26 protein-coding genes are annotated in these 24,346 nt (G+C 73.4%); 12 read left to right on the forward strand and 14 right to left on the reverse strand.

Annotated elements, in window-relative coordinates:
* Nucleotides 1-132: 132 nt before the first annotated feature.
* Nucleotides 133-612, reverse strand: a complete 480-nt coding sequence (locus ACZ4MU_RS17190) for an Lrp/AsnC family transcriptional regulator (protein WP_467876778.1) — start codon at nucleotides 610-612, stop codon at nucleotides 133-135.
* Nucleotides 613-770: 158 nt separating this feature from the next.
* On the opposite strand from ACZ4MU_RS17190, the gene ACZ4MU_RS17195 reads away from it, so the two are divergent.
* The 3 genes from ACZ4MU_RS17195 to ACZ4MU_RS17205 all read left to right on the forward strand — a co-directional run bounded on the left by ACZ4MU_RS17195 (nucleotide 771) and on the right by ACZ4MU_RS17205 (nucleotide 4,011).
* Nucleotides 771-1,142 carry a VOC family protein gene (locus ACZ4MU_RS17195; RefSeq protein WP_467876781.1) on the forward strand — a complete coding sequence of 124 codons (372 nt, stop codon included), beginning with the start codon at nucleotides 771-773 and terminating at the stop codon, nucleotides 1,140-1,142.
* A gap of 182 nt (nucleotides 1,143-1,324) precedes the next feature.
* Nucleotides 1,325-2,839 (forward strand): FUSC family protein, encoded by a 1,515-nt coding sequence (locus ACZ4MU_RS17200; protein ID WP_467876784.1) that lies wholly within the window; start codon nucleotides 1,325-1,327, stop codon nucleotides 2,837-2,839.
* Nucleotides 2,840-2,967: 128 nt separating this feature from the next.
* A complete protein-coding gene (locus ACZ4MU_RS17205) occupies nucleotides 2,968-4,011 on the forward strand; it encodes a lactonase family protein (RefSeq protein ID WP_467876787.1) in 1,044 nt (347 codons plus the stop codon).
* A 69-nt stretch (nucleotides 4,012-4,080) separates the two neighbouring features.
* Here the strand turns inward: ACZ4MU_RS17205 and ACZ4MU_RS17210 are convergent, their stop codons facing one another.
* The 5 genes from ACZ4MU_RS17210 to ACZ4MU_RS17230 form a co-directional block, all read right to left on the reverse strand.
* On the reverse strand, nucleotides 4,081-5,010 hold the full coding sequence (locus ACZ4MU_RS17210) for a sirohydrochlorin chelatase (RefSeq protein WP_467876790.1): 930 nt from the start codon (nucleotides 5,008-5,010) through the stop codon (nucleotides 4,081-4,083).
* 95 nt (nucleotides 5,011-5,105) lie between these two features.
* On the reverse strand, nucleotides 5,106-6,203 hold the full coding sequence (locus tag ACZ4MU_RS17215; protein WP_467876793.1) for an N-acetylglucosamine kinase: 1,098 nt from the start codon (nucleotides 6,201-6,203) through the stop codon (nucleotides 5,106-5,108).
* Complete coding sequence (locus ACZ4MU_RS17220; RefSeq protein ID WP_467876795.1) at nucleotides 6,200-6,877, reverse strand: uracil-DNA glycosylase; 678 nt, start codon at nucleotides 6,875-6,877, stop codon at nucleotides 6,200-6,202. The genes ACZ4MU_RS17215 and ACZ4MU_RS17220 overlap by 4 nt, the downstream gene beginning before the upstream one ends.
* A gap of 10 nt (nucleotides 6,878-6,887) precedes the next feature.
* Nucleotides 6,888-7,976: a WD40/YVTN/BNR-like repeat-containing protein gene (locus ACZ4MU_RS17225; RefSeq protein WP_467876797.1), complete on the reverse strand. Its 1,089-nt coding sequence runs from the start codon at nucleotides 7,974-7,976 to the stop codon at nucleotides 6,888-6,890.
* A gap of 263 nt (nucleotides 7,977-8,239) precedes the next feature.
* On the reverse strand, nucleotides 8,240-9,343 hold the full coding sequence (locus ACZ4MU_RS17230; protein ID WP_467876800.1) for an NADH:flavin oxidoreductase/NADH oxidase: 1,104 nt from the start codon (nucleotides 9,341-9,343) through the stop codon (nucleotides 8,240-8,242).
* A gap of 104 nt (nucleotides 9,344-9,447) precedes the next feature.
* Here ACZ4MU_RS17230 and ACZ4MU_RS17235 point away from each other — a divergent pair, with 104 nt between their 5' ends.
* Nucleotides 9,448-9,795: an ArsR/SmtB family transcription factor gene (locus tag ACZ4MU_RS17235; RefSeq protein WP_467876802.1), complete on the forward strand. Its 348-nt coding sequence runs from the start codon at nucleotides 9,448-9,450 to the stop codon at nucleotides 9,793-9,795.
* Between the two features lie 124 nt (nucleotides 9,796-9,919).
* Here the strand turns inward: ACZ4MU_RS17235 and ACZ4MU_RS17240 are convergent, their stop codons facing one another.
* The 6 genes from ACZ4MU_RS17240 to ACZ4MU_RS17265 all read right to left on the reverse strand — a co-directional run bounded on the left by ACZ4MU_RS17240 (nucleotide 9,920) and on the right by ACZ4MU_RS17265 (nucleotide 15,330).
* On the reverse strand, nucleotides 9,920-11,287 hold the full coding sequence (locus tag ACZ4MU_RS17240) for an FAD-dependent oxidoreductase (RefSeq protein ID WP_467876804.1): 1,368 nt from the start codon (nucleotides 11,285-11,287) through the stop codon (nucleotides 9,920-9,922).
* 68 nt (nucleotides 11,288-11,355) lie between these two features.
* The gene (locus ACZ4MU_RS17245) at nucleotides 11,356-11,973 is read right to left on the reverse strand and encodes a TetR/AcrR family transcriptional regulator (RefSeq protein ID WP_467876807.1); all 618 of its coding nucleotides are present in this window, start codon (nucleotides 11,971-11,973) and stop codon (nucleotides 11,356-11,358) included.
* A gap of 399 nt (nucleotides 11,974-12,372) precedes the next feature.
* The gene (locus ACZ4MU_RS17250; protein WP_467876808.1) at nucleotides 12,373-13,065 is read right to left on the reverse strand and encodes a phosphatase PAP2 family protein; all 693 of its coding nucleotides are present in this window, start codon (nucleotides 13,063-13,065) and stop codon (nucleotides 12,373-12,375) included.
* Nucleotides 13,066-13,186: 121 nt separating this feature from the next.
* Nucleotides 13,187-14,122: a M56 family metallopeptidase gene (locus ACZ4MU_RS17255; protein WP_467876810.1), complete on the reverse strand. Its 936-nt coding sequence runs from the start codon at nucleotides 14,120-14,122 to the stop codon at nucleotides 13,187-13,189.
* Between the two features lie 99 nt (nucleotides 14,123-14,221).
* The gene (locus tag ACZ4MU_RS17260; protein ID WP_467876813.1) at nucleotides 14,222-14,794 is read right to left on the reverse strand and encodes a DUF5134 domain-containing protein; all 573 of its coding nucleotides are present in this window, start codon (nucleotides 14,792-14,794) and stop codon (nucleotides 14,222-14,224) included.
* A 149-nt stretch (nucleotides 14,795-14,943) separates the two neighbouring features.
* A complete protein-coding gene (locus ACZ4MU_RS17265; RefSeq protein WP_467876815.1) occupies nucleotides 14,944-15,330 on the reverse strand; it encodes a VOC family protein in 387 nt (128 codons plus the stop codon).
* Nucleotides 15,331-15,418: 88 nt separating this feature from the next.
* Here ACZ4MU_RS17265 and ACZ4MU_RS17270 point away from each other — a divergent pair, with 88 nt between their 5' ends.
* Nucleotides 15,419-15,964 carry a GNAT family N-acetyltransferase gene (locus tag ACZ4MU_RS17270; RefSeq protein ID WP_467876817.1) on the forward strand — a complete coding sequence of 182 codons (546 nt, stop codon included), beginning with the start codon at nucleotides 15,419-15,421 and terminating at the stop codon, nucleotides 15,962-15,964.
* Nucleotides 15,965-16,028: 64 nt separating this feature from the next.
* Here the strand turns inward: ACZ4MU_RS17270 and ACZ4MU_RS17275 are convergent, their stop codons facing one another.
* Nucleotides 16,029-16,712, reverse strand: coding sequence for a glycerophosphodiester phosphodiesterase (locus tag ACZ4MU_RS17275; protein WP_467876819.1), 684 nt, complete (start codon nucleotides 16,710-16,712; stop codon nucleotides 16,029-16,031).
* Nucleotides 16,713-17,097: 385 nt separating this feature from the next.
* On the opposite strand from ACZ4MU_RS17275, the gene ACZ4MU_RS17280 reads away from it, so the two are divergent.
* From ACZ4MU_RS17280 to ACZ4MU_RS17295, 4 genes are all read left to right on the forward strand, one after another.
* Nucleotides 17,098-18,495 carry a DUF6421 family protein gene (locus tag ACZ4MU_RS17280; RefSeq protein WP_467876821.1) on the forward strand — a complete coding sequence of 466 codons (1,398 nt, stop codon included), beginning with the start codon at nucleotides 17,098-17,100 and terminating at the stop codon, nucleotides 18,493-18,495.
* Nucleotides 18,496-18,518: 23 nt separating this feature from the next.
* Nucleotides 18,519-19,280, forward strand: coding sequence for an SDR family NAD(P)-dependent oxidoreductase (locus tag ACZ4MU_RS17285; RefSeq protein WP_467876823.1), 762 nt, complete (start codon nucleotides 18,519-18,521; stop codon nucleotides 19,278-19,280).
* A complete protein-coding gene (locus ACZ4MU_RS17290; RefSeq protein WP_467877211.1) occupies nucleotides 19,277-20,338 on the forward strand; it encodes a threonine aldolase family protein in 1,062 nt (353 codons plus the stop codon). The genes ACZ4MU_RS17285 and ACZ4MU_RS17290 overlap by 4 nt, the downstream gene beginning before the upstream one ends.
* A gap of 293 nt (nucleotides 20,339-20,631) precedes the next feature.
* Nucleotides 20,632-21,330 (forward strand): B3/B4 domain-containing protein, encoded by a 699-nt coding sequence (locus tag ACZ4MU_RS17295; RefSeq protein ID WP_467876825.1) that lies wholly within the window; start codon nucleotides 20,632-20,634, stop codon nucleotides 21,328-21,330.
* 21 nt (nucleotides 21,331-21,351) lie between these two features.
* Here the strand turns inward: ACZ4MU_RS17295 and ACZ4MU_RS17300 are convergent, their stop codons facing one another.
* A complete protein-coding gene (locus tag ACZ4MU_RS17300) occupies nucleotides 21,352-22,083 on the reverse strand; it encodes a lysophospholipid acyltransferase family protein (protein WP_467876827.1) in 732 nt (243 codons plus the stop codon).
* Between the two features lie 234 nt (nucleotides 22,084-22,317).
* Here ACZ4MU_RS17300 and ACZ4MU_RS17305 point away from each other — a divergent pair, with 234 nt between their 5' ends.
* The 3 genes from ACZ4MU_RS17305 to ACZ4MU_RS17315 all read left to right on the forward strand — a co-directional run bounded on the left by ACZ4MU_RS17305 (nucleotide 22,318) and on the right by ACZ4MU_RS17315 (nucleotide 24,341).
* Nucleotides 22,318-22,638, forward strand: coding sequence for a TlpA family protein disulfide reductase (locus ACZ4MU_RS17305; protein WP_467876829.1), 321 nt, complete (start codon nucleotides 22,318-22,320; stop codon nucleotides 22,636-22,638).
* A gap of 207 nt (nucleotides 22,639-22,845) precedes the next feature.
* A complete protein-coding gene (locus ACZ4MU_RS17310; RefSeq protein ID WP_467876831.1) occupies nucleotides 22,846-23,355 on the forward strand; it encodes a flavin reductase family protein in 510 nt (169 codons plus the stop codon).
* Between the two features lie 200 nt (nucleotides 23,356-23,555).
* Complete coding sequence (locus tag ACZ4MU_RS17315; RefSeq protein WP_467876833.1) at nucleotides 23,556-24,341, forward strand: electron transfer flavoprotein subunit beta/FixA family protein; 786 nt, start codon at nucleotides 23,556-23,558, stop codon at nucleotides 24,339-24,341.
* Nucleotides 24,342-24,346 lie beyond the last annotated feature (5 nt).

A 24,346-nucleotide genomic window follows, 5' to 3' on the forward strand; every position in this document is an offset into this window, starting at 1 on the left:
CCTCGGCCGGATGGCCGTGCTCCGATCGGGTACGGGCGTCGCACTCCAGCCTTGCGCCTCCCCGCCGTTACGCAACTCGGGGGACGGTGCGGGCACCGGGTCCCGGGCGGCCGCGGCGGGACGCGGATTCCGCTACGGAGCTCCGGCGGCCCGTCCCACCGACTCCACCAGCGGCAGCAGCCGGTGCGGCACCCGCTCGCGCAGGGCCACCTCGGTGCGGGTGCGCACCACGCCGGGGAGCTGGATCAGGCGCTGGATGACGTCTTCGAGATGTCCGGCGTCGCGGGCCACGACCCGGGTCAGCAGATCACCGCCGCCGGTGATCGAGAACGCCTCGACGATCTCGGGCACCGCCGCGAGCGCGTCCCCCACCTCGTCGAGATGGCCCTGGGTGACCTCGACGTGGACGAAGGCGAGCACGGGGTGACCGAGGGCCGCGGGAGAGAGGGAGGGCCCCGTTCCGGTGATCACGCCGTCCCGCTCCAGCCGGTCGAGCCGGGCCTGGAGCGTGCCGCGCGCGATGCCGAGCAGCCGCGCGTACTCGCGGACGCTGGTGCGCGGCCGCTCGATGAGGAGCCGCAGGATCCGGGTGTCGAGCGCGTCCACCGCCATGGTCCGTCGGTCCCTTCCTGGTGCTGCCGTACGCGATTCAACCGTACCAATGGCCCAGTCGGAACCGGACGGCGTGCCGCCGCGCATGGCGGGGGAGCCTGCGGGTACGACGCTGTACGAATGGGACGGAAGTGACCTGAGAGCAAGGGGTGTCGGACGTGATTCGAAAGCTGCAGGCGGTCGCGCTGGACTGTGCCGATCCGGTACGGCTGGCGGAGTTCTACGCGGAGCTGCTCGGCGGCCGGGTGGTCGCGGATCCGGACGACTCCGACTGGGTCGAGGTGCACGGCTTCGAGGGCACCACGCTGGCCTTCCAGCGGGTGGAGGGCTACCGGGCGCCCCAGTGGCCCGGCCAGGAGCGCCCGCAGCAGGTCCATCTGGACTTCGACGTGGACGACCTCGAAGGGGAGGAGAAGCGGGCGCTCGCCCTCGGCGCGACCGTGCTGGAGCGCACGGACCAGCTCCGGGAGGCCAACTGGCGCGTCTACGCGGACCCGGCGGGCCATCCGTTCTGCCTGTGCGAACACTGAGGAGGGCTGGACCGATGGACCTGCCTGGACGTCCATCGGCGTGACGAGGCGTACCAATGGCACAGTCGAGTGAGGACCACTTGAGCCATTGGGTCCGGGAGTGATCTCATGGACGGGTCGATGGCGCTGCGGATCTCCGCAGCGCCTTTCTCGTGTCGTCCCGGGAGAGGAGCAGCAGGTCCGTGTTGAAGAGGGTGTTCGTGGCTCCGGACCCGAGGCGGATGCGGCTGCGCAGCGCGAGCCGGGCCGTCGTGGGCATCGCTCTCGCGGTCGCGGTGTGCGGCCTGGTCGGCCACTCGCTCGTCGCGGCCATCACCGGCGGCCTTGCGGCCCTGCTGGCCCTCTTCACGGTCACGGACCCGACGGTGCGCGGCCAGGCGGTCACCACCGCTCTGCTGCCGGCGGTCGGCCTGCCGGTCTTCGCCCTGGCGGCCGAACTGCACGCCTACCCGCTCGCCCGCGACCTCGCCTTCCTCGCGATCGTGGGCGCGGGTGTCTACGCCCGGCGCTGGGGTCCGCGCGGCCACTCCCTGGGCGTGTTCGCCTTCATGGCGTTCTTCATCACGCAGTTCCTGCACACCGTCCCCGGCCAGTTGCCCGAGCTGTACGCGGCCGTGCTCCTGTCCGTGCTGGTGGCGGCGGCCGTACGGTTCGGCGCCTGGTGCTACGAGCGGCGCCTTCCGCCGCCGCCCCTGGTCTCGGCGCCCGCCCCGGGCCGGGGCCTGCGCCGGGCGACCACGCGGCAGGCGGTGCAGGCCATGACCGGCGCCGCCTTCGCGCTGGCGATCGGGCAACTGCTGTCGCAGGAGCGCTGGTACTGGGCGGTGGGCGCGACCTGGTGGATCTTCGTGAACACGACGTCCCGCGGTGAGACGCTGGTGCGCGGCTTCCGGCGGGTCCTGGGCACCGTCATCGGCATCGTCTGCGGGGTGGCGGTCGCGATCCCGCTGCACGGCGCACCGGTGCCCTCGGCGGTGCTGATCGCGCTGTGCGTGTTCGGGATCTTCTACACCGCCGCCGTGTCGTACACCTGGATGATGCTCGCCGTCACCGTCATGGCCAGCCTGCTCTACGGGCTGCTGGGCGTTCTGAACACCGACCTGCTGGCCCTGCGGCTCTTCGAGACGGGCGTGGGGCTTGCCGGGTCCGCCCTGGCCGTCCTGCTCGTCCTGCCGGTCACCACGCACACCACGACGGACTCCTGGGTGCGGCACGCCCTGCACAGCGTGCGTGCCTCCGCGGCGGCGGCCGCGGCCCGCCTCGCCGGTGAGGACGCCGACCCGACACCGCACATCACCGAGCTGGAGCACACCCTCGCCAGGGTCCGGCTGTCGCTGGCGCCGCTGGTCCACCCGCTCAACCCACGGCGCGCGCGGAAGGCCAGGGCCCGGCAGATCCTCGGCTACCTCGACGACTGCGCCCGCGAGGCCCGCAACCTGGCCCTGGTGGCGGCCGACGCCGAGGCCTCCCACGACCAGCGGCTCGCCGCCGCCTGCGAGCGCGTGGAGGCCGCAGTGGCGGCGCTGGTCGCCACCCCGGCCACGCAGGCGGCCCGCGCCCGTACGGCGGAGGTCGACCAGAAGGCGGCGGCCGCGGAGCATCCGGCCCTGGCCCACCTGCACGAACTGGAGCGGGTCCTGGTGAGCCTGGGCAGGCCCCTGCAGGCTGCCCCCGGGTCACCGCTGGCCGACGCCTGACCCCCGGCGCAGCCGGGCCGCCCCGCGCCCGGGGCGTCGCCCGCCGGTTGGTCTAGACCGCCTGCTACGGTCGCCGCAGTCGGCGCCGGGCCAGCCCCGGCGCACAGTCGCGCGAGAGGGGTGGCACGGTGGCCGAGAGCAGCGCCGGGCGGGCATTCATCGGGTCGTTCACCACGGCGGGCGGGAAGGGCGTGACCGTCGCCGCCGTGGACGCCCTGACGGGCGCGCTCACCCCCGTGGGCGCCACGGACGCCGTCCCCGACCCCTCGTTCCTGGCCCTGTCGGCCGACGCCACCGTGCTGTACGCGGTGGGCGAGAGCGAGCACGGCACCGCCGCCGCCTTCGACGTACGGGGCGACGACCCGGTCCTGCTCGGCGAACCCGTGCCGGTGGAGGGCGCCGCCCCCACCCACCTCGCCCTCGCCGCCGGACACCTGGTCACCGCCAACTACACCTCGGGCAGCCTCACCACGCTCCCCCTGCGCCCCGACGGCCGCCCGGGGCCCGCCTCGTACGTCCTGAAGCACCACGGCTCCGGCCCCCACCCCAAGCGCCAGACCGGGCCGCACGCCCACCAGGTGCTGTCCGACCCCAGCGGGCGCTGGCTGCTGAGCGTCGACCTCGGCACCGACTCCGTGGAGGTCTGCGCGCTCGACGGGTCCAGCGGCGTCCTGCGCCCGCACGGCGCGACCGCGCTGCGCCCCGGCAGTGGCCCGCGCCATCTGGCCTTCCACCCCGACGGCCGTCACGCCTACGTCCTGAACGAGCTGGAGCCCACGCTCGTCGTCTGCCGCTGGGACGCCGCCGAGGGCGCCCTGGAGCCGCTGGGGGAGACCCGCGTGATCCACGACGGGGTCACGACGCAGACGTTTCCCTCCGAGGTCGTCGTCGCCCGCGACGGGCGGTTCCTCTGGGTCGCCAACCGGGGCCACGACTCGATCGCCACCCTCGCGCTCGATCCGGACGGAGAGCACGCCGTCCTGGTGGCCACCGTGGACTGCGGCGGGCGCTGGCCGCGTCATCTGACGCTCGGCCCCTCGGGGCGGCGCCTGTACGCGGCCAACGAGCGCTCCGGCGACGTCAGCTGGTTCGACCTCTACGAGGAGAGCGGCATCCCGCGCCTGGCGGGCTCGGTGCCCGCCCCCGCGGCCTCGTGCGTCGTCTTCGGCTGAGCCCCCCGATGTACTACGCCGAAGGGCCCGCGCCCCGACCGGGGCGCGGGCCCTTGGGGCATCCGTACGTCAGTGCACCGGGGAGCCCTGCGGCTGCGGCGTGATGCCCAGCGCGGCCGCGTACTGCGACAGCACGAGCTTGCCGATCGCCGGGTAGGCGCCCAGCGGCTCGGCGGCCAGGCAGTCGGCCTCCTTGGCGGCGGCGTCCAGCAGGCCGTCCGCGACCTCGGGGCCGATCAGGTAGGGGGCGACCGCGAGCTGCGCCGAACCGGAGCCGCGCAGCTGCTCGGCCATGGCGCCGATGGAGCCCTCCTGGTCGAGCGCGGCGGCCATCACGGGCACGGCCAGACGGGCGGCCAGCAGCATGCCGGTGATCCCGGCGGCCTGCACGGCCTCCTCGCCGCCGACCGTCGCCAGGATGATGCCGTCGGCGGCGGTGGCCACCGTGAACAGCCGGGCACGGTCGGCGCGGGCCAGACCGGCCTCGGAGAGGCGTACGTGCAGGGCCTCGGCGAGCAGCGGGTGCGGGCCGAGGACATCGGTCAGCTCGGCGGCGGCACGGCTGTCCGTCACGGCCTGGCGCACCCGGCGGATCAGGGCGCTGTCGGGGCCCGCGAGCAGCGGCACGACGACGGCGACGGGGCCGTCGGGCGCGGCGACGTCCTGGCCGGCGGCACGGGCCTGCTCGTAGCGGGCGGTGCGCTCGGCGGCGGTGTGCGCGAGCACGGCGTCGAGCGGGGGGAACTCCATGGCGGCCTCGCCGGCCGCGTCCAGGTAGCCGATCCGGGCGTCGAGACCGGGCAGCTCGGAGCGCGCGATGCTGATGACTTCCTCCGCCAGGGCGCGCACGGCGGGGGAGGGGGTACCGGGAACGGCGAGAACGAGCGCGGGCGCGCCCTCGGGAGCGACCACCGGCTCCGGGCGGCGGTGCCGCCCTGGCTGGCGGGGTCGCGGCATTCGTACAGGCAGGCCGGATGCGGGCCCAGTGGGGGAGCTCATGGCGCCGCATGCTACTGGCTTTGCGGGCGCGGCTGTTCGGGTAGGGGGCAGGTGAGCGGTATCTGTCCGCATTTATCCCGTGAGTGACCTTGCCCTCAAGTGTCCCGCTCTGTCGTGACCCACAACATGCGCGGATGGTGCGGCAGCCGCAGTGCGTCGCGGGCCAGCGCCGAGGCGATCAGCAGGGCTCCGGCGAGCGGATCTCCCGCCGCGGGCACCCTGCGCACGGACGGCAGCAGGGCGTCCAGCTCCTGCTGTACGGGGACGAGCAGCGGGTCGCCCACGCGGAACAGGCCGCCGGTGAGCGCCACTTCGCATTCGCTCACGCTTACGCCCGCTCCGGCGCCGGTCTTCGCGCGTGCGGCGACCGCACCGGTCGGGCCGGGCCCGGGACCTCCCGCCCGGTCCTCCCCGGCCCTCGGCGGGGCGTCCGGGCAGACCGCTGCCGCCGACTCCGCGATGGCGCGGGCCGCCTCGCGCAGGATCGCCGCCGCTACCGGGTCGGACGCGGCGCAGCGCGCCACCTCCGGCGCGAACGAGGCCAGTACGGCGGGCCGGTCGGTGCGTGGATACAGCAGACCGGGCAGCTCCGCCACGGGCCCGAACAGTGCCTCGGCGCGCTCCAGCAGAGCCGCCGAGCCACCGCGGCGGCCGTCGTGGGCGCGCAGCGCCGCTTCCAGGCCCGCACGGCCGATCCAGGCGCCGCCGCCGCAGTCGCCGAGCAGATGGCCCCAGCCGTCGGCCCGCCACCACCGCGTCAGATCCGTGCCCAGCGCGACCATTCCGGTGCCCGCGGCGACCACCGCCCCGGGCCGCTGGCCGAGCGCTCCCGCGTACGCCGTCACCGCGTCGGTGGCCAGCGCCAGGCGCCGCACCCCCAGCGCACCGGCCAGCCCCGCGGGCAGCCTGGCGCGCAGGTCGTCGCCGAGCGAGGCCATCCCGGCGGCCCCCACGGCCACCGCCGCCACCCGGTCCGCTCCGGCCCGCTCCAGCAACTGCCCCGCGGCGGGCACCAGCTGGGCCAGCAGCTGCCCCGCGTCGATCCCGGCGCGGCCCGTACGCACCGGCTCGCCGGAGAGCGACACCTCCGCCGGGGCGTCCGCGTCGGCGCGGCCGAGTGCGAACCGCACGCCGGAGCCGCCGGAGTCGACCCCCAGCACCCAGGCGCCGCCGCCCCCGCCGCCGAGCGTCACGGCAGGCGCCAGTCGACCGGCTGCGCGCCCTGGCGGACCAGGAGCTCGTTGACCCGGCTGAACGGCCGCGACCCGAAGAAGCCCCGGTCCGCCGACATGGGGGAGGGGTGCGCGGACTCGATCGCCGGCAGCTCGCCGAGCAGTGGCCGCAGATTGCGCGCGTCGCGCCCCCACAGCACCGAGACCAGCGGCTTGCCGCGCGCGACAAGCGCGCGGATGGCCTGCTCGGTCACCTCCTCCCAGCCCTTGCCGCGATGCGCGGCGGGCTTGCGGGGCGCCGTGGTCAGCGCCCTGTTGAGGAGCAGGACGCCCTGCTGGGTCCAAGGCGTCAGATCCCCGTTGGAGGGCCTGGGCAGGCCCAGGTCGGTGTGCATCTCCCGGAAGATGTTCTCCAGGCTGCCCGGCAACGGGCGCACCTCGGGGGCGACCGAGAAGGAGAGCCCCACGGCGTGCCCGGGTGTCGGATACGGGTCCTGGCCCACGATCAGGACCCGTACGTCCTCGAACGGCTGCTGGAAGGCCCGCAGCACATGCTGTCCGGCCGGGAGGTAGGTGCGTCCCTGGGAGATCTCCTGACGGAGGAAGTCGCCCATGGAGGCGACCCTTCCGGCCACGGGCTCCAGAGCGTCCGCCCACCCGGGCTCGACGATCTCTTTCAACGGTCGTGCTGCCACGGCCGTCACTCTACTGGCGGATCACCGCCGCCCGTACGCACAGCACATCGGGCAGGTGCGAGGCGAGCAGGCTCCAGGTGTCGCCGTCGTCCGCGCTCGCGTACACCTCGCCGTTGCGGTTGCCGAAGTACACGCCCGCCGGGTCGGCGTCGTCGGTGCACAGGGCGTCGCGCAGCACCGTCCCGTAGTGGGCCTGGGAGGGCAGGCCGGCCGACAGCGGCTCCCAGGTGCGGCCGCCGTCCTCGGTGCGGAAGACCCGGCACCTGTTCTCGGCCGGGACGCGGTCGGAGTCGGCCGTGATCGGGAAGACGTAGGCGGTGTCCGGGCGGTGGGGGTGGGTGGCGGCGGCGAATCCGAAGGTGGACGGCAGACCCTCGCCGATGTCCTGCCAGTGCCCGCCGCCGTCGTCGCTGCGGTAGACCCCCCAGTGGTTCTGGAGGAAGAGCCGGTCCGGGTCGGCCGCGTCCTGGGCGATCTTGTGGACGCACTGGCCGAACTCGGGGTGCTGGTCGGGCAGGAAGACCGCCGAGACGCCCCTGTTGGCGGGGGCCCAGCTCTCCCCGCCGTCCCGGGTGCGGAAGACCCCGGCGGTGGACACCGCCACGGTCACGCTCCGCGCGTCGCGGGGGTCGGTGACGATGGTGTGCAGGCCCTCGCCTCCGCCACCCGGCACCCACTGCGAGCGCGTCGGGTGCTCCCACAGCGGACGCACCAGGGCGAAGCTCTCGCCACCGTCCTCGGAGCGGAAGAGCGCGGCGGGCTCCGTGCCCGCGTAGACCACGTCGGGTGCCTCGGGGCCCGCCGGGTGCAGCTGCCAGACCCGCTCCAGTGATTTCCCGGTGAACTCGGGGAACTTCACAGCGGGTTGAGGTGGCTCCACCCAGGTCGCGCCGAGGTCGTCCGAGCGGAAGACGGAGGGGCCCCAGTGCGCGCTGTCACCGCCGACGAGCAGCCGGGGGACCGGGCGCCGGGTGTCGATCCCGATCGAATAGACCGCCTGGGCGGTGAAGTGCGGCCCGTCGAACCGCCACTCGCCTCCCTGCCTGCGGCCGATGAACAGTCCCTTGCGGGTCCCCACAGTGAGCAGTACGTCGGTCATCGCTACCCCTCCAAAACGCCGTTGTCCCGGATATCCGCCAGTCTGCACCCGACCACTGACAGCGGCCCCCACAGCGGAGATCCGCGCAGGTCACAGGGCGTGGGCGGGCGGCGCCGGGCGGGCGGGTGGGCCCGGCCCGTGGGAGGGTCGCGCCGGGTGCGGGTGCGGGTGCGGGTGCGGGCACGGGTGCGGGCACGGGTGTGGGTGCGGCCCGGCCCCGGCCGCATGCGCCGTGGGGCCGGGGCCGAGCGGCGGCGCGCAGGTCAGCGGGCCCTGAGGTACTGCTCGGGGATGTGCGTCTCGCCGCCCAGCTCACGGGCCGCCTGCCGCGCCCAGGACGGGTTGCGCAGCAGCTCCCGGCCGAGCAGTACCGCGTCCGCCTCCCCGTTGGCGAGGATCTTCTCGGCCTGGGCCGGTTCGGTGATCAGGCCGACGGCGGCCACGGGCAGCGCGCTCTCGCGGCGCACCCGGGCCGCGAACGGCACCTGGTAGCCGGGGCCCACGGGAATGCGCACCCCGGCGGCGTTCCCGCCGGTCGACACGTCGAGGAGGTCCACGCCGCGCTCCTTGAGCAGCGTGGCCAGGCGGACGGTCTCGTCCGCGGTCCAGCCGCCCTCCTCCAGCCAGTCGGTGGCCGAGATCCGGAAGAACAGCGGCAGCTCCTCGGGCCACACCGCCCGTACGGCCTCGGTGACCTCGAGCGCGAGGCGCGCGCGGTTCTCGAACGAGCCGCCGTACGCGTCGGTGCGCCGGTTGGAGTGCGGGGAGAGGAACTCACCGATCAGATAGCCGTGGGCGCCGTGGATCTCGACGACCTCGAACCCCGCCTCCCGTGCGCGCAGGGCCGCGTCCGCGAACTGCCCGACGATCTCCTTGATCTGATCGGTGGTCAGCTCGGTGGGGACGGTGTGGTCGGGGTCGAACGGCACCGGGCTCGGTCCGACCGGCTGCCAGCCCTCCTCGGCGTCGGGGGCGATCGGCGCGCCGCCGCGCCAGGGGAGGTCGGTCGAGGCCTTCCGCCCGGCGTGGGCTATCTGGATGCCGGGCACCGTGCCCTGCGTCTTGAGGAACCGCACGATCCGGCGCAGCCCCTCGACCTGGGTGTCGTTCCAGATGCCGAGGTCTGCGGGGGAGATCCGGCCCTCGGGGCTGACGGCGGTGGCCTCCACGAGGATCAGCCCCGTGCCGCCGGCCGCGCGGGCCGCGTAGTGGGCGAGGTGCCAGTCGTGGGCCACACCGGCGTTCGGGCCGAACGCCTCGGCGCTGTACTGGCACATCGGGGCCATCCAGATCCGGTTGGGGATCGTCAGCGACCGCAGGGTGCAGGGCTCGAACAGGGCACTCGCAGCAGGCACGGCAGACTCCATTCAGGACGGCCGCGGCGCCTCGGGGTGGCGCCGGGTCCACTTCGTACGATACCCATCGTAGTACGGGAGATGTCAAACTACGATGGCTCTCGTACAATGCCTCTGTGTCCTCTGCAACGAGCAAGCGCGAACTCGACCACCCGGCGCGCCACGAGATCCGGCTGGAGGCGGTGCTGCACGCGCTCTCCGACCCCATCCGGCTGCGGGTGGTCGGCGAGCTGGCGGCCGCCGACGGCGAGCTGTCCTGCTCGTACTTCGACCTGCCCGTCACCAAGTCCACGACCACGCACCACTTCCGCGTGCTGCGCGAGAGCGGCGTCATCCAGCAGACCTACCGGGGCACCGCCAAGATGAACGGGCTGCGCCGCACCGACCTGGAGGCGCTCTTCCCCGGGCTGTTCGACCGGATCCTGGAAGCGGCGGCGCTCCAAGGGGCGCGGCTCGGCACCTGACCACCGTCCGACGCTCCCGCACGCCGTCCGGGGCTGCTTCCCCCCGGGGGCGGCCGTTCTGTTGCCGGGCCGCGCGGTCCGCGCGCGCCCAGTGCGGCTGTGACGACACCGACGCCGGCGGCGTTCAGTCCTCGCGCGCGCCCAGCGCGGCCGCCAGCAGCCCCTCCCAGTCGGCGATCTTCACCGAGCCCCGGCCCAGTGAGCGTCCGAGCGCCGCCTCCGCCAGCTCGATGTCCTGCCAGCCCCGCCACAGCACCGGGCGCAGCCCCGACTCCCGCATGGCGTCCACGGGTTCGCCCTCGACGGGCCGCCGCGCCAGGGCCTCGGCGTCCTCCAGGAGCGAGGTCACCGTCTCCTTGGCGCACGGGCGGTTGGTGCCGATGACGCCGGTCGGACCGCGCTTGATCCACCCGGCCACGTACTCACCGGGTGAGGGCACGCCGTCGCGCAGCACACGGCCGGCCGCGTGCGGGACCGTCCCCGTCGCCGGGTCGAACGGCAGGCCCGCCAGCGGCACGCCCAGATAGCCGACCGCCCGCAGCACCAGCTGTGCCTCGATCTCCTCGTACGTACCGGTGCCGCGCACGCCACCGGCCCCGTCCGGGGCGGTGTGCTCGAACCGGACGCCGCCCACCCGCCCGTCCCGCTCCAGGATCTCCACCGGGCGCAGGAAGAACCGCAGCCGCAGCGCGCGCTCCACCCCGCGCGGCGCGCGGTCCGGCGCCGCCCAGCCGCGCAGCACCTCGATGTTGCGGCGGACGGCGGCGGGCAGCGCCGTGGGGTCCGCGCAGGCGGGGTCCAGGGCCAGTTCGGCGGCGTCCACCCCAGCCTCCGCCCCCGGCAGCGCACCCAGCTCGCGCAGCTCCTTGGTGGTGAACTTCGCCTGCGAGGGGCCGCGCCGGGCGACCATGTGCACCTCGCGCACCCGGCTCGCCGCGAGCGCGTCCAGCGCCGTGTGCGGCACATCGGTGGGGCGCAGCTCGTCGGCGCCGCGCGAGAGGATGCGGGCCACGTCCACCGCCACGTTGCCCGCGCCGATGACGACCGCCGAGCGGGCACGGAGCCAGTCGAGGCGGAAGCCGCCCGTCGAGGCGTCCGGGTGGGCGCTGTACCAGGCGACGAAGTCGGTGGCCGAGCAGCTTCCCGGCAGATCCTCGCCGGGGATGCCGAGCCGGCGGTCGGCGGAGGCGCCCACGCAGTACACCACGGCGTGGTAGAGCCGCAGCAGCCGCTCGGGAGACAGGCCCCGGGGCCCGATCTCGACGTGGCCGAGGAAGTTGATGCGCTCGTCCTCCAGGACCGTGCGCAGATTGGTCTGGAGGGACTTGATCTTCTCGTGGTCGGGCGCCACCCCGTAGCGCACCAGACCGTACGGACAGGGCAGCCGGTCCAGGACGTCGACCCGCAGCCCCGGGACCGTGCTCTGGGCGACCAGGGACTGAGCGGTGTAGACCCCGCTCGGCCCGGAACCGATGACGGCTATGCGCAGCACGAAGGGTCTCCCTTCCCGCAGGCGGATCCCACCGGGGACTCCAGCATCGCACCGGGGGCCGCGTGGCGTCAGGGGACGGCGAGCGGTTTCCCCTGCGGCGGCGGGTTGCCCAGCTCCCAGTCGAGCCCGAAGCGCTGGAACAGCTCGGCCCGCAGCCGGGGCACCTCCATGGGGGCGCCGGGCAGCAGCGCCGCGAAGACCGCGCCCATCAGGAGCGCCCGCAGCATCGGGTACTCACCGTCCACGTCCGCCGACCCGTACCGCTCCATCGTGTCCTTCAGCAGCCAGGAGAGGCGCTGCTGCTCGGGGCACTGCACGAACCCCTCGGCCTGGAGGATCCCGGCCATGTGGGCGCGCATCAGCACGGGGTGGACCTCGGTGAGGCCCAGGATCGCGTCGATGGCGCGCGCCAGCCGCTCCCGTCCGTCCTCGGTCCGCGGCTCCCGCTCCAGTCCCGCGTCCAGGGCCAGGTGCATGACCCGGTGGACGGCCGACTGGAGCAGCTGGCGCTTGCCCGGGAAGTAGTACGAGACCAGGCCACGGGCCGACCCGGCCCGGTCGGCGATGTCGCCGAGGGTGGTCGCCTCGTAGCCGCGCTCCGCCACCAGCTCGACCGTCGCCTGGAGCAGCCGTTCACGGGAACGTCGGCGCAACTCTTCATTGACCGATGCGCTGCGCGGGGACATGCTGTAACTCCTGCGTTGACTGGCTCTGAGCCAATATACTCAGGTGACCGTGTGCGGGAACCCCTGCCGGGGGTTCTGGCCTGCGGATTCGCTGTCCTTTCTGGGTGACGCGGGGGATCACCCAGGAGGGGCGGCCCTTTTTTGCCCACTCCGCCCGGGGCGCCGCCGTCCGTCCGGCGGTCGCACCCGCCCTCACCGCCTCGCCGTTCCGGGGCACGGTGGGCAACTGCGGATCCGTCGAAGTCGCCGGTTTCCGCGAGCCCCGTGTCCACCGCCGAATGGGGTACGCCACCGCGGTCGCGGAGCGACCGGGGCCGGTAGGGAACCGCGTCCCGGGAAAGTCGAACCGCAACCCTTGATCGCCACGGCGGCGATCCTCGCGTGCGGTCCCCGGCCGGTTCAAGCCCCGTCGGCCCCGCGCGGCCGGTTCGCGCCCCAGCGCCCGTACGCCGCCACCGACAGGCACACCAGCGCCGCCCCGATCAGCCAGCCGCCGACCACGTCCGAGAGCCAGTGGACGCCGAGATGGACGCGGGTGAAGCCCACCCCCAGCACCGAGACGGCGCCCACGGCGACGAGCGCCCGCCGCACCGCCGGGCGCACGCCCCGGGCCGTGGCCAGCCACAGCAGGAGGCCGAATGTCACCGTCACGGTGAGCGCGTGGCCGGACGGGAAGGCGGCGTACGAGGCGGAATCGACGGGATCCGGCCAGCGGGGGCGCTCCCGGCCGAGCGCCGCCTTCATGGTCTGCTGGACGAACGTGCCCAGCGCGCTCGTCGCCGCCGCCCACAGCGCCGGGCGCCGCCCGCCGCGTACGAAGACGGCGACGACCACCACGGCCAGCAGCGCGCGCATCGTCCAGGTGTCCCAGATCCAGTCGGTGAGGACCCGGTTGGCGTGGGTGAACCCCCGCTCGGCCACGGCCCTGTTGTGGAGCCTGTCGGCGACCGTGCGGTCCAGGGACATCAGCGGCCCCCACGAGGCCGCCACGAGGGCCAGCAGGAGGCCGGAGAGGGCCGCCAGGGCCGCGCCCGCGCGGGCCGGCCCGGTGACGGGGGCGGGCGCGTGGGGCGGCGGGGGTGCGACGGGCATGGTTCGATCCTCGCTGAGACGCCCGCGGTTCGTGCGCGCGGGGGGCGTGGGTTCGTGCGCGCGGGGATGCGTGCCGGGCGTCGTGGGGCGGGCGGCGCCGGACGGTAGGGGCGACAGCGCCCTAGCCGAGGGCGCGCAGCCCCGGGCCGAAGGCCACGAGCAGGGGGACGACCGGGACCAGGGCCGCCGCCGCCGTCAGCCGCAGCCGGTGGCCCGCGGTGAGCCGGGGTGAGGCGGCCAGCAGGCGGTTGACGCGCTGCGGGACCTCGCCGTGCGGGGTCGGGCAGGGGCCGAACAGGCCCCGGTCCTCGTTGAGTTCGACCAGGGCGAGCGCGATCGTGAGCCGGCCGTAGCGCCGTGAGGCGACGTCGTCCGCGGCCAGTTCGACCAGCCGGTGCATCTCGTCCCGGAAGGCGGCGAACACCGGTATCTTCGGGAACCCGTTCGCCAGCGCGGCCGAGCAGTTCAGCAGCCAGTGGTGGCGGGCGCGCGCGTGGCCCTGCTCGTGGGCGAGCACGGCATCGAGCTGACGCCCCTTCAGGCGGCGAAGTGCCGCGGTGGTGATGACCAGTTGGGGGCTGGGCCCCGGCAGCCACCAGGCGTCCGGACGCGGCCCCTCCAGGACCACCAGCGGCGCCCCGCCGGGCTCCTCGCCGGGCAGCAGCGGCGCGCGTACCAGCAGCTCCGAACGGCTCGCCCGGCGCCGCGCACGCGCGTCGCGGATCTCCCGGGTGAGCATCGCCGCCGTCCAGGCGCCGCCGCAGAAGAGCACCACCGCGAGCGCCGCCGACCACGGGCCGTACGGCCCCAGCGCGTACGCGTCGATCACCGCGCGCGGGGCGGTCGCGAACACCTGGCCCCGCACCGTCTGCCAGGCCGCCGCGGCGCTGAAGACCATCGCCAGCGCGAAGCACAGGAGCACCGCCCCCACCACGCACTGCCACACCCACAGCGCCACCACCGGCTCGCGCTCGGCCCAGTGGGCGCGCGCGAACAGACGCGGGGCCACCACGGCGGACACGACGCCGAGCGCGAGCAGCGCGAGGGAGACCATCATGGCTTCAGCCTATGAGCGGGGCCGTCCCCATAGGTATGACCTCGCACGCCAAGTGACGCACGCCACGTTTTGATCACGGCTGCGGACGGTCCCGGCGCGTCAGAGGCCGAGGAGCATCGCCAGCATGGCGATCCCCATCGACAACCGGCAGGCCAGCGTCAGTTCGGGCCGCGCGCCCCAGCCGGGCGCGGCGCCGTCACCGGCCGGGGCCGCCGTGGGCAGCAGCCGTGTCCCCGTCGTCAGGACGTAGCCGACGTAGTAGACGAGCAGGGCGCCGGTGAGCGCGGGGACGCCGCCCGCGGGTCCGGTGTGGCCCTGGTGGGCCGTGTGGCCGCCGGGGGCGCTCATCGCCAACGCCATGTAGACCATGGCGAGCGAGCCGATCACATGGTGCAGATGGTGGCCGCCGCCGTCCACGCGCGCGTGGACGAGCCAGCCCGCCCGCAGGGCCGTGGCCCCGAAGACCGCCGCGTACCCGGCGAAGATCCAGGGCGGCGGGGTGACGAAGGCCGCCGGGACCGCCATCGCGGCCATGCCGAACCCCATCACCGCCTCACCCCCGGCCGAGCTTCGCGCGCGTGGACACTCGCTGCGCAGCCGCAGGACGCAGTACGCGCCGGTCGCCGCGCACACCGCCACCAGCAGCCAGCCGGACAGCGCGGTTCCGTGCATGGCCCACCTCCCCGCTCGACCCGTCGCCCCGCCCAGGGGTCGATGCCCGTGCGGTCGGTCGCGCACGCGGGCGCAAGGACACACAAGGGGGCGCGCGAGGGGCTCGCGTGACAGCGGGACGGCCGCCGGATCCGGCGGCCGTCCCGCTGTCAGGGGCGAAAGCGCAGCGGGTGGTCGGCGGGCACCTCGACCACCACGATGCGCACTCCGTCCGGGTCCTGGAGCCACATCTCCACCAGCCCCCACGGCTCGCGCGCCGGGGGCCGCAGGATCTCCACCCCGCGCCCGGTCAGCTCCTCGTACGCCTCGGCCGCGTCCGCCACCTGGAGCCACAGCCGCAGTCCGGGGGAGAGGGGCGCCTCGGCGCGGCCGGAGAGCTCCAGGAAGCCGCCGCCGAGGAAGTAGACCGTGCCGCGCTCCGGCCCCGTGCCGAACTCGCGGTGGACCGCCAGGCCCAACTGCCCGCCGTAGAAGGCGCGGGAGCGGTCCGGGTCGGTGGGGCGCAGAAGGGTCCTGCTGCTCAGCACATGCACCATGGGAAGCAGGTTAGAAGACACCCGCGGGGGCGGCGTTAGGCTCGGGGTGCGCCCGCCACGTCATGATGCAGTTGGGAGAACGTTCGCCATGGACACCACCCGCGCCGGAGAGCTGAGCTACCGGGACGCCACCGAGGCCGATGTCGAGGAGCTGGTCCCGCTCATCGAGTCGGCGTACCGCGGGGACGCCAGCCGGGCGGGCTGGACCACCGAGGCGGACATCCTCCAGGGGCAGCGCACCGACCCCGAGGGGGTGCGCCAGGTGATCACGACGCCGGGCAGCCGGCTGCTCACGGTGGAGCGGGACGGCCGGATCGTCGCCTGCTGCCAGCTCGAACACCGGGGCCACGCCGCCTACTTCGGGATGTTCGCGGTCCGCCCCGAGCTCCAGGGCGGCGGTCTCGGCAAGGAGATCATCTCCGCGGCGGAGCGCACCGCGCGCGAGACGTGGGGCGTCACCGAGATGCACATGACGGTGATCTCGGTACGGGACGAGCTGATCGCCTGGTACGAGCGGCGCGGCTACCGCCGTACGGGAAAGATGACGCCCTTCCCGTACGGCGACGAGCGGTTCGGCATCCCCCAGCGCGCGGACCTGGCCTTCGAGCTGCTGGTGAAGGAGCTGACCCCCTGACCGCGCTGTCCGCACCGACCGGCCCCGGGGGCCGCGCCGGCCGCGGTGTCCGCCGGGACGCCCCTCAGGCCGTGAAGCGGCCGGTGCGGCGGATCTCCGGATAGTCGGTCGTCGCGCCGTCCAGGCCCAGCGCGCGCACCAGCCTCAGATGGTCCTGGGTGTTCACCACCCAGCCGATGACCTGCACGGACGCGGCGTGCGCCCGTTCGACGTCCTCCAGGGTCAGCCGGCGGATGTCGAGGGAGAGGGCGTGCGCGCCCACCGTCGTGGCCCGGTCCACGATGTCGGCGTCCCAGCGGCTCGCGACCAGGACCGTCCGTACCCCCGGCACCAGCGAGGCCATCCGCTCCAGCGCCTCCTCGTGGAACGAGGAGACCGTCACGCGTCCCAGGACATCGCGCGCGTGGATGACGCGGGCGAGCTCGTCGGCGGCCCTGACGTCCTTGATCTCGGCCTGGAGCGGTGACCCGACCGCGTCCAGGACCTCCTCGAACAGCGGGATGCGCTCGCCCTGTCCGGCGTCCAGCTCCCTCAGCTCGGCGACCGTCTTGTCGGCCACCGGGCCCTTGCCGTCCGTGGTGCGGTCCACGTCCGCGTCGTGCAGCACGACCAGCGCGCCGTCCTTGCTGAGGTGCAGATCCAGCTCGATGACGTCCATGCCTGAGCGTTCGGCGCGGACGAAGGAACGCAGGGTGTTCTCCGGCTCGACACCCATGACCCCGCGATGACCGATGGTGAGGAACGTCAAGACAGGCCTCGCTTCCGTCGACGGCGGTTTCCGCGCGGGCCATCCCGTGCCCTGGCGGCAGTGCCGCAGCCTAACGGCCCGGGCGCGCGACGGACCCCGGCTCGCGCGGGGCATTGGAGGTGTCCGCCCGGACGCCACGGGGCATGCGCGGGCCTGCGGGATCACTCGCGGGTGGGCGAGTTGCCGTTCCCTTGACAACGGGTGGGCGGCCCGAGCGGCACTACGTCCGCGCCGTGGCAGAACCGAGTGCCCCGGCGGAGCTTCGCAGGAAGAACAGCGGCGTGTGTGACGGCGCACAGGATAATTTCCGGAGATCCCCCTTGAGCGGGGTAACCGAACACGGATACGGTGTCTTAACGCGAGGTTCTCCCGTGAAGGAAGTGACATGACGGAAATTCTTGTGCAGGACGTGGCTGTCGGGGGCGTTGCCGCTGCCCGGCCCGTGGTCGAGCACCCTGCCTGGACCGTGCTCAAGAGTTCCGTCGAGGAGATCCGGCCCTGGCAGTCCAAGGACGGTTCCATCGACTTCGACGCCGAGGGCGCCCCGGCCCGCGCCACCGTCGAGGCCGCGGTCGAGCGCGTCGCGGGCGCGGTCGAGGAGCTCTCCCCGCTGCTGCCGCACGATGTCGCCTACCACCACGCCCTCGTCGCGGACCTGCGCAAATGGGCCGACAGCGCCTTCGACGTGCCGGACTTCCTGGACTCGCTGCTCGCCTTCCACCCGGCCGCGGACCGCGCCGACGGGCTCCAGCGCCTGGTCGTCTTCCCCATGTACACGCAGAACGGCAACCCGGACCGCAACCTGGAGGCGGTCGTCCTGCGCATGGTGTGGCCCGACTGGCTGGCCGAGCTGGAGGCCACCCGCTACGACAACCCGCTCTTCTGCGGCATCGCCTTCGAGGACTTCACCGCCGGGTACGACACCCACTCGGCCGTCCTCTTCCCGGAGACCATCGCCGTGCGCGAGGCGCCCGAGCGGTTCACCTGGGGCGGCATCTTCTGCGACCGCGAGGCCGCCCGCTTCCGCCGCGTCACCGAGGCGGCCGTCGACGTCCTCGGTCTGCAACTGCCCGAGGACATCCGGGAGATGGTGAGCGACCAGGAGCGCTGCGAGAAGGCCTTCGTGCTCTGGGACATGGTCCACGACCGCACCCACAGCCACGGCGACCTCCCGTTCGACCCGTTCATGATCAAGCAGCGCCAGCCGTTCTGGATGTACGGCCTGGAGGAGCTGCGCTGCGACCTCACCGCCTTCAAGGAGGCCGTGAAGCTGGAGGCCGAGGGCAACCAGCACGGCCGCGACGTGCAGTACGCGGTGCTCTTCGACCGGATGTTCCGCTTCCCGGTCTCCGGCGACCGCAACCGCAACTACGACGGCCTCGGCGGCCAGCTGCTCTTCGCGTACCTGCACAAGCACGACGTGGTGCGCTGGACCGACAACAAGCTGCACATCGACTGGGAGCAGGCCCCCCGGGTCACCAACGAGCTCTGCGCCGAGATCGAGAAGCTCTACCGGGACGGCATCGACCGCCCGAAGCTGGTGCACTGGTTCGCGGCGTACGACCTGGTCTCCACCTACCTCGCCCCGCACCCGGGATCGCGCTGGGCCAAGGGCCCCGACGCCCTGGACCTCTCGCTGCCGCCGCGCAAGCTCGTCGACGACGTGCTCGCGGACGAGTTTCCCCTGAGCATGTTCTATGAGGCGCTCGCCAAGAAGCTGAAGGACGTGATTGCCTCCACCAAGGGGATCACCGCGGCGAGCACCCAGCGGGCTGCCGCGTGAGCACTGGTGCGGAGGAGACGAACATGAACGTCAACAGCAATGGCAGCGGGCCGCTGAACGGCGCCGTCGTCGCGGTGGCCGGTGCGGCGGGCCCCGCGGGCCGCGCCGCCCTGCTCCGGCTCGCCGAGGCGGGCGCCACCGTGGTGGCGTCCGACGCGGACCCGGAACGGCTCGCGGAGGCCGTGGACGCGGCGCGCTACGCCCACGGCGGCGCGACCGTCGTCGGCGACACCGTCGACCTGCTCGACCTGGACGCCACCCGCGAGTGGGCGGCCCGGACCGAGAAGGAGTTCGGCCGGATCGACGGCCTGGTCCACCTCGTGGGCGGCTGGCGCGGCAGCCCCTCCTTCCCGGAGACCGACCTCGCCGACTGGGAGCTTCTGGAGAAGCTGCTGGTCAAGACCGTGCAGCACACCTCGCTCGCCTTCCACGACGGGCTGCTGCGCAGCGACCGGGGCCGTTTCGTGCTGGTCAGCCAGTCCGGGGCGCACAAGCCCACCGCGAACAACGCCGCGTACAACGCGGGCAAGGCGGCGGCCGAGGCCTGGACCCTGGCGCTCGCCGACGCGTTCCGCAAGGCGGGGGGCGAGGCCGGGCCGCACACGGCTGCCGCCATCCTGGTGATCAAGGCACTGGTGCACGACGCGATGCGCGCCGAGCGCCCGAACGCCAAGTTCGCGGGCTTCACCGACGTCAAGGAGCTGGCCGAGGCCATCACCGGCGTCTGGGACCAGCCCGCCGAGGAAGTGAACGGACAGCGCCTGTGGCTGACCCCCAAGCCGTGAGGACGGACGCGCGACGGCACCACGACCCCGAGGTGCGCGGCTTCGCCAGCGACAACTACGCGGGCGCGCACCCCGAGATCCTCGCCGCCATCGCCCTCGCCAACGGCGGGCACCAGGTCGCCTACGGCGAGGACGACTACACCGGCCACCTCCAGCGCGTCATCCACAGCCACTTCGGCGCCGGTGCCGAGGCGTTCCCGGTCTTCAACGGAACGGGCGCCAACGTCGTCGCCCTCCAGGCGCTGACCGACCGCTGGGGTGCGGTGGTCTGCGCCGAGTCCGCGCACATCAACGTGGACGAGGGCGGCGCGCCGGAGCGCATGGCGGGGCTGAAGCTGCTCACCGTGCCGACCCCGGACGGCAAGCTCACCCCCGAGCTCATCGACCGGCAGGCCTGGGGCTGGGAGGACGAGCACCGCGCGATGCCGCAGGTCGTCTCGATCACCCAGAACACCGAGCTGGGCACGGTCTACACGCCCGACGAGATCCGCGCCATCTGCGACCACGCCCACCAGCACGGGATGAAGGTGCACCTCGACGGTGCCCGGATAGCCAACGCGGCCGCGTCCCTGAACGTGCCGATGCGCGCGTTCACCAACGCCGCCGGTGTCGACGTGATCTCCTACGGCGGCACCAAGAACGGCATGCTCTTCGGGGAGGCCGTCGTGGTGCTCAACCCGGACGCGGTGCGCCGGATGAAGCACATCCGCAAGATGTCGATGCAGCTGTCCTCCAAGATGCGCTTCGTCTCGGTGCAGTTGGAGGCGCTCCTCGCCAAGGACCTGTGGCTGCGCAACGCGCGCCACGCCAACGCGATGGCGGCGCGGCTCGCCGACGGCGTCCGCTCGGTCGACGGGGTCGAGATCCTCTACCCGGTCCAGGCCAACGCGGTCTTCGCCCGGCTGCCGCACGATGTGAGCGAGCGGCTCCAGAAGCGCTACCGCTTCTACTTCTGGGACGAGGCGGCGGGCGACGTGCGCTGGATGTGCTCGTACGACACCACCGAGGACGACGTGGACGGCTTCCTCACGGCGCTCAAGGAAGAGCTGGCCCGCTGAGCGACCTCGCGGTCGGCAGCCGAGCTGCCGTGTGAATGGGTATGCGGCCGACCGTAAGTCATTGACTTGCGGTCGGCCGCTTCCGTACGCTCACCCGCCCGGCGGGTATGGCCGTCCCACGTTCCGTGACGAGGAACGGCCGCCCTGGAGGGTGCGTTCGAAGTTCAACGAGGTGGACTGTCCGGTACTCTATGATGTACCGCATTCGGTGCTGCCGACCGCTCTGCGGGCCGCGCCCGACCGTCCGTACCTCTGGCGGACGCTCCCGACCGAACTGTGAGGCACGACCCACCATGACGCTCACCGTCACCGTATCCGACGAGGTGCGCGCGCTCGCGCCCGGCTTCACCCATCTCGCCGTGGAGGCCCGAGGGCTCGTCAACGGCCCCAGCGACGAGGCGAGTTCGGCGCTGCTCGACGACGCCGCCCGGCGGCTGCGGGAGCGGCTGGGGTCCCGCGCCCCGCACGAGGACCCGCACATGGCGGCCTGGCGGGAGGCGTACACCGCGTTCGGTGCCAAGCCCTCGCGCACCCGCAACTCGGCGGAGGCGCTGGCCAAGCGTGCGCTCGCCGACGGAGGGCTGCCGCGGATCAACCGCCTCGTCGACGTCTACAACGCGGTCAGCGTGGCCCACCTCGTCCCCGTGGGCGGCGAGGACACCGACCACATCGCGGGATCCATGCGGCTGGTCCGGGCCACCGGTCAGGAGCCGTTCCCCACGGTGGCGGGCGGCGAGCCGGCGATCGAGCACCCGGACGCGGGCGAGGTGGTGTGGTGCGACGACGAGGGCGTCACCTGCCGGCGCTGGAACTGGCGCCAGGGCGTGCGCACCCGGCTCACCGAGGAGACCGCCAACGCCCTCTTCCTGCTGGAGGGGATGGCTCCGCACGCCCGCCTGGAGGAGGCGGGGGCGGAGCTCGCCGAGCTGCTGGAGAAGGTGAGCCCCGGGGCGCACGTCACCGTGCACGCCCCGGTCACCGCCGGGGCCTGACGATGTGGCGGTGGCGCCGCCTCAGTGGCTGGCCTCGCGCTCGCGCACCTCTTCGGGCGTGGGCGCGGTGCCGCCGAGGTGGGCCGGGATCCACCAGGTGTCCGCGGCGTCCTTGGGGCGTACGGGATAGGCGCGCTGGGCGGCTTCCAGCAGCTCCTGGCAGCGCTCGCGCAGCCGCCGGGTGATGGCTCCGGCGAACTGGTCGGCGGGCGCCTCGACCGGCTGGCCGACACGGATGGTGACGGGGATGTGGCTGCGCTTGAAGTTGCGCGGCCGGCCCTTGGTCCACACCCGCTGGGTGCCCCACAGCGCCATCGGGATCAGCGGGACCCCGGCCTCCTGGGCGAGCCGGGCGGCGCCCGACTTGAAGCTCTTCAGCGTGAACGACTGCGAGATGGTCGCCTCGGGGAAGACCCCGACGATCTCTCCCGAGCGCAGCGACTCCAGCGCGTGCGCGTAGGCGTTCTCCCCCTGCTTGCGGTCGACCGGGATGTGCTTCATCCCGCGCATCAGCGGGCCTGAGATCCGGTGCCGGAAGACCGACTCCTTGGCCATGAAGCGAACCAGGCGCTTCTGCGGCAGGGCGGCGAGTCCGGTGAAGATGAAGTCCAGATAGCTGATGTGGTTGCTGACGAGCACCGCGCCGCCGGAGCGCGGGATGTTCTCCGAACCCTGGGTGTCGATCTTCAGGTCGAGCGCCTTGAACATCGTGAGAGCGGCGCCGACGACCGGCCGATAGACGAGCTCTGCCATCTGGGGGAGACCCTTCTGTTTTCCCGGGGGAGGGTTCTTCCGGAGGAAGTTACGCGGCCGTAGGTTTTCGGCGTTGGGCAGATCGTGCCCGATACGCGCCGTGGTGGCCAGTCCTGGGGCCTTCGGACGGGGAGATTCTCGTCACGTACGCCCAGGTCGGGGGCGGGTGGGAATCTTCTGGGCGGCCCTCGGCGCTGAACGGGCGGGACGGCGGGACGAAGGAGAGGGAGCACGGTGGGCGAGGACGGGCCGAGGCTGGGAGCAGCCCAGTTGGGCGCCGAGCTGGGCGAGCGGGCGACCCTGGTGCAGTTCTCCAGCGCGTTCTGCCAGCCCTGCCGGGCAACTCGGCGCACCCTGGCGGACGTTGCCGCCATGGTCGAAGGAGTCGCCCACGTGGAGATCGACGCCGAGGAGCACCTGGCGCTGGTACGGGAGCTGGAGATTCGGGTCACGCCCACCGTCCTGGTCCTGGACCGCTCCGGCCGGATCGTGCGCCGCGCGGCGGGACAGCCCCGCAGGGCCGACGTGATCGCGGCGCTGGGGCGGGCGGTGTGAGCGGGTCGGAGGGGGCCGTGACGGATCTCCCACATCGTAGAAGGCACTTGACTGCGTGTACCCGCAATCGTCAATCTGACGACGTGCCGAACAGAATCCTTCTCCTCGGGTGCGTCCCCGCGGACGCCGCCCGCACCGCACGTGCGCGCTGTCCGGGCTGCTGAGCAGTCCCCAGCCCCCTCGCACCGACCGCAGAAGGACAACTCCATGACGGCTTCGCCCGAACTCGGCACCGCACGCGCCGCCTCCCCCCAGCTGTTCCGCGCGGTCTTCCGTCAGCACGCCGCCGGTGTGGCGGTGATCACCGCACAGCGTGACGGCCGGCCCGTCGGCTTCACCGCCACCTCCCTCACCTCGGTGGCCGCCGAGCCCCCGCTGCTCTCCTTCGGCATCGGCACCGGCTCCTCCAGCTGGCCGGTGATCTCCGAGGCCGAGCACATAGGCGTCCACATACTCGGCGAACACCAGGAAGACCTCGCCGCGACCTTCGCCCGCAGCGGCGCCGACCGCTTCGGCGGCGCCACCCGCTGGCGGCCGGGCCCCGAGGGCGTGCCCGTCCTCGACGGCGTCCTGGCCTGGCTGGTGTGCCGGGTGGCCGCGCGTGTCCCGGCCGGTGACCACCGCCTCGTGGTGGCCGAGGCCGTCGTCGGCGAGCCCGCCGGACCCGGCCGTCCGCTCCTGTACCACCAGGGCCGCTTCAACGCGTTGCGGGACTGAATCGTCTCCGTACTCGCCGGTTACTCAGCGTTGGCAACGTCACAGTTCAAAGCGCTTGCTTACGGGGAACACAGTGGGTGTACTGACGAGTAATATTTCGTTCGGAGCGTCGGTCGCCCCGACCGGAAACCGCCCCATCAGGCGCCTATGCTGCGTGCAACAAGGCAGCCCAGAAATGACGATGCAGTAGGAGAGCCGGCGTGAGCTTGAGGATCGTTGTCTGTGTGAAGTACGTGCCCGACGCCACCGGCGACCGGCACTTCGCCGATGACCTGACCGTCGACCGCGACGACGTCGACGGCCTCCTTTCGGAGCTCGACGAGTACGCGGTCGAGCAGGCACTGCAGATCGCCGACGAGGCGGACGACGCGGAGATCACCGTGCTGACCGTCGGCCCCGAGGACGCCAAGGACGCGCTGCGCAAGGCGCTCTCCATGGGCGCCCACAAGGCCGTCCACGTCGAGGACGACGACCTGCACGGCACCGACGTCGTCGGCACCTCGCTGGTGCTCGCCAAGGCCATCGAGAAGACCGGTTACGACCTGGTCGTCTGCGGCATGGCCTCGACCGACGGCACCATGGGCGTGCTGCCGGCGCTGCTCGCCGAGCGTCTGAACGTTCCGCAGGTCACGCTGCTCTCCGAGGTCTCGGTCGAGGACGGCGTGGTCAAGGGCCGCCGCGACGGCGACACCGCGTCGGAGCAGCTGGAGGCGTCCCTGCCGGCCGTCGTGTCCGTGACGGACCAGTCGGGCGAGGCCCGCTACCCGTCCTTCAAGGGCATCATGGCCGCCAAGAAGAAGCCGGTGGAGTCGCTGGACCTGGGCGACCTGGACCTCGACGCCGACGAGGTCGGCCTCGCGGGCGCGTGGACCGCGGTCGACTCGGCCGCCGAGCGTCCGGCCCGTACCGCCGGCACGATCGTCAAGGACGAGGGCGAGGGCGGCAAGCAGCTGGCCGAGTTCCTCGCGAGCCAGAAGTTCATCTAAGGCTC

It is taken from the genome of Streptomyces sp. NPDC026377, assembly GCF_055567715.1.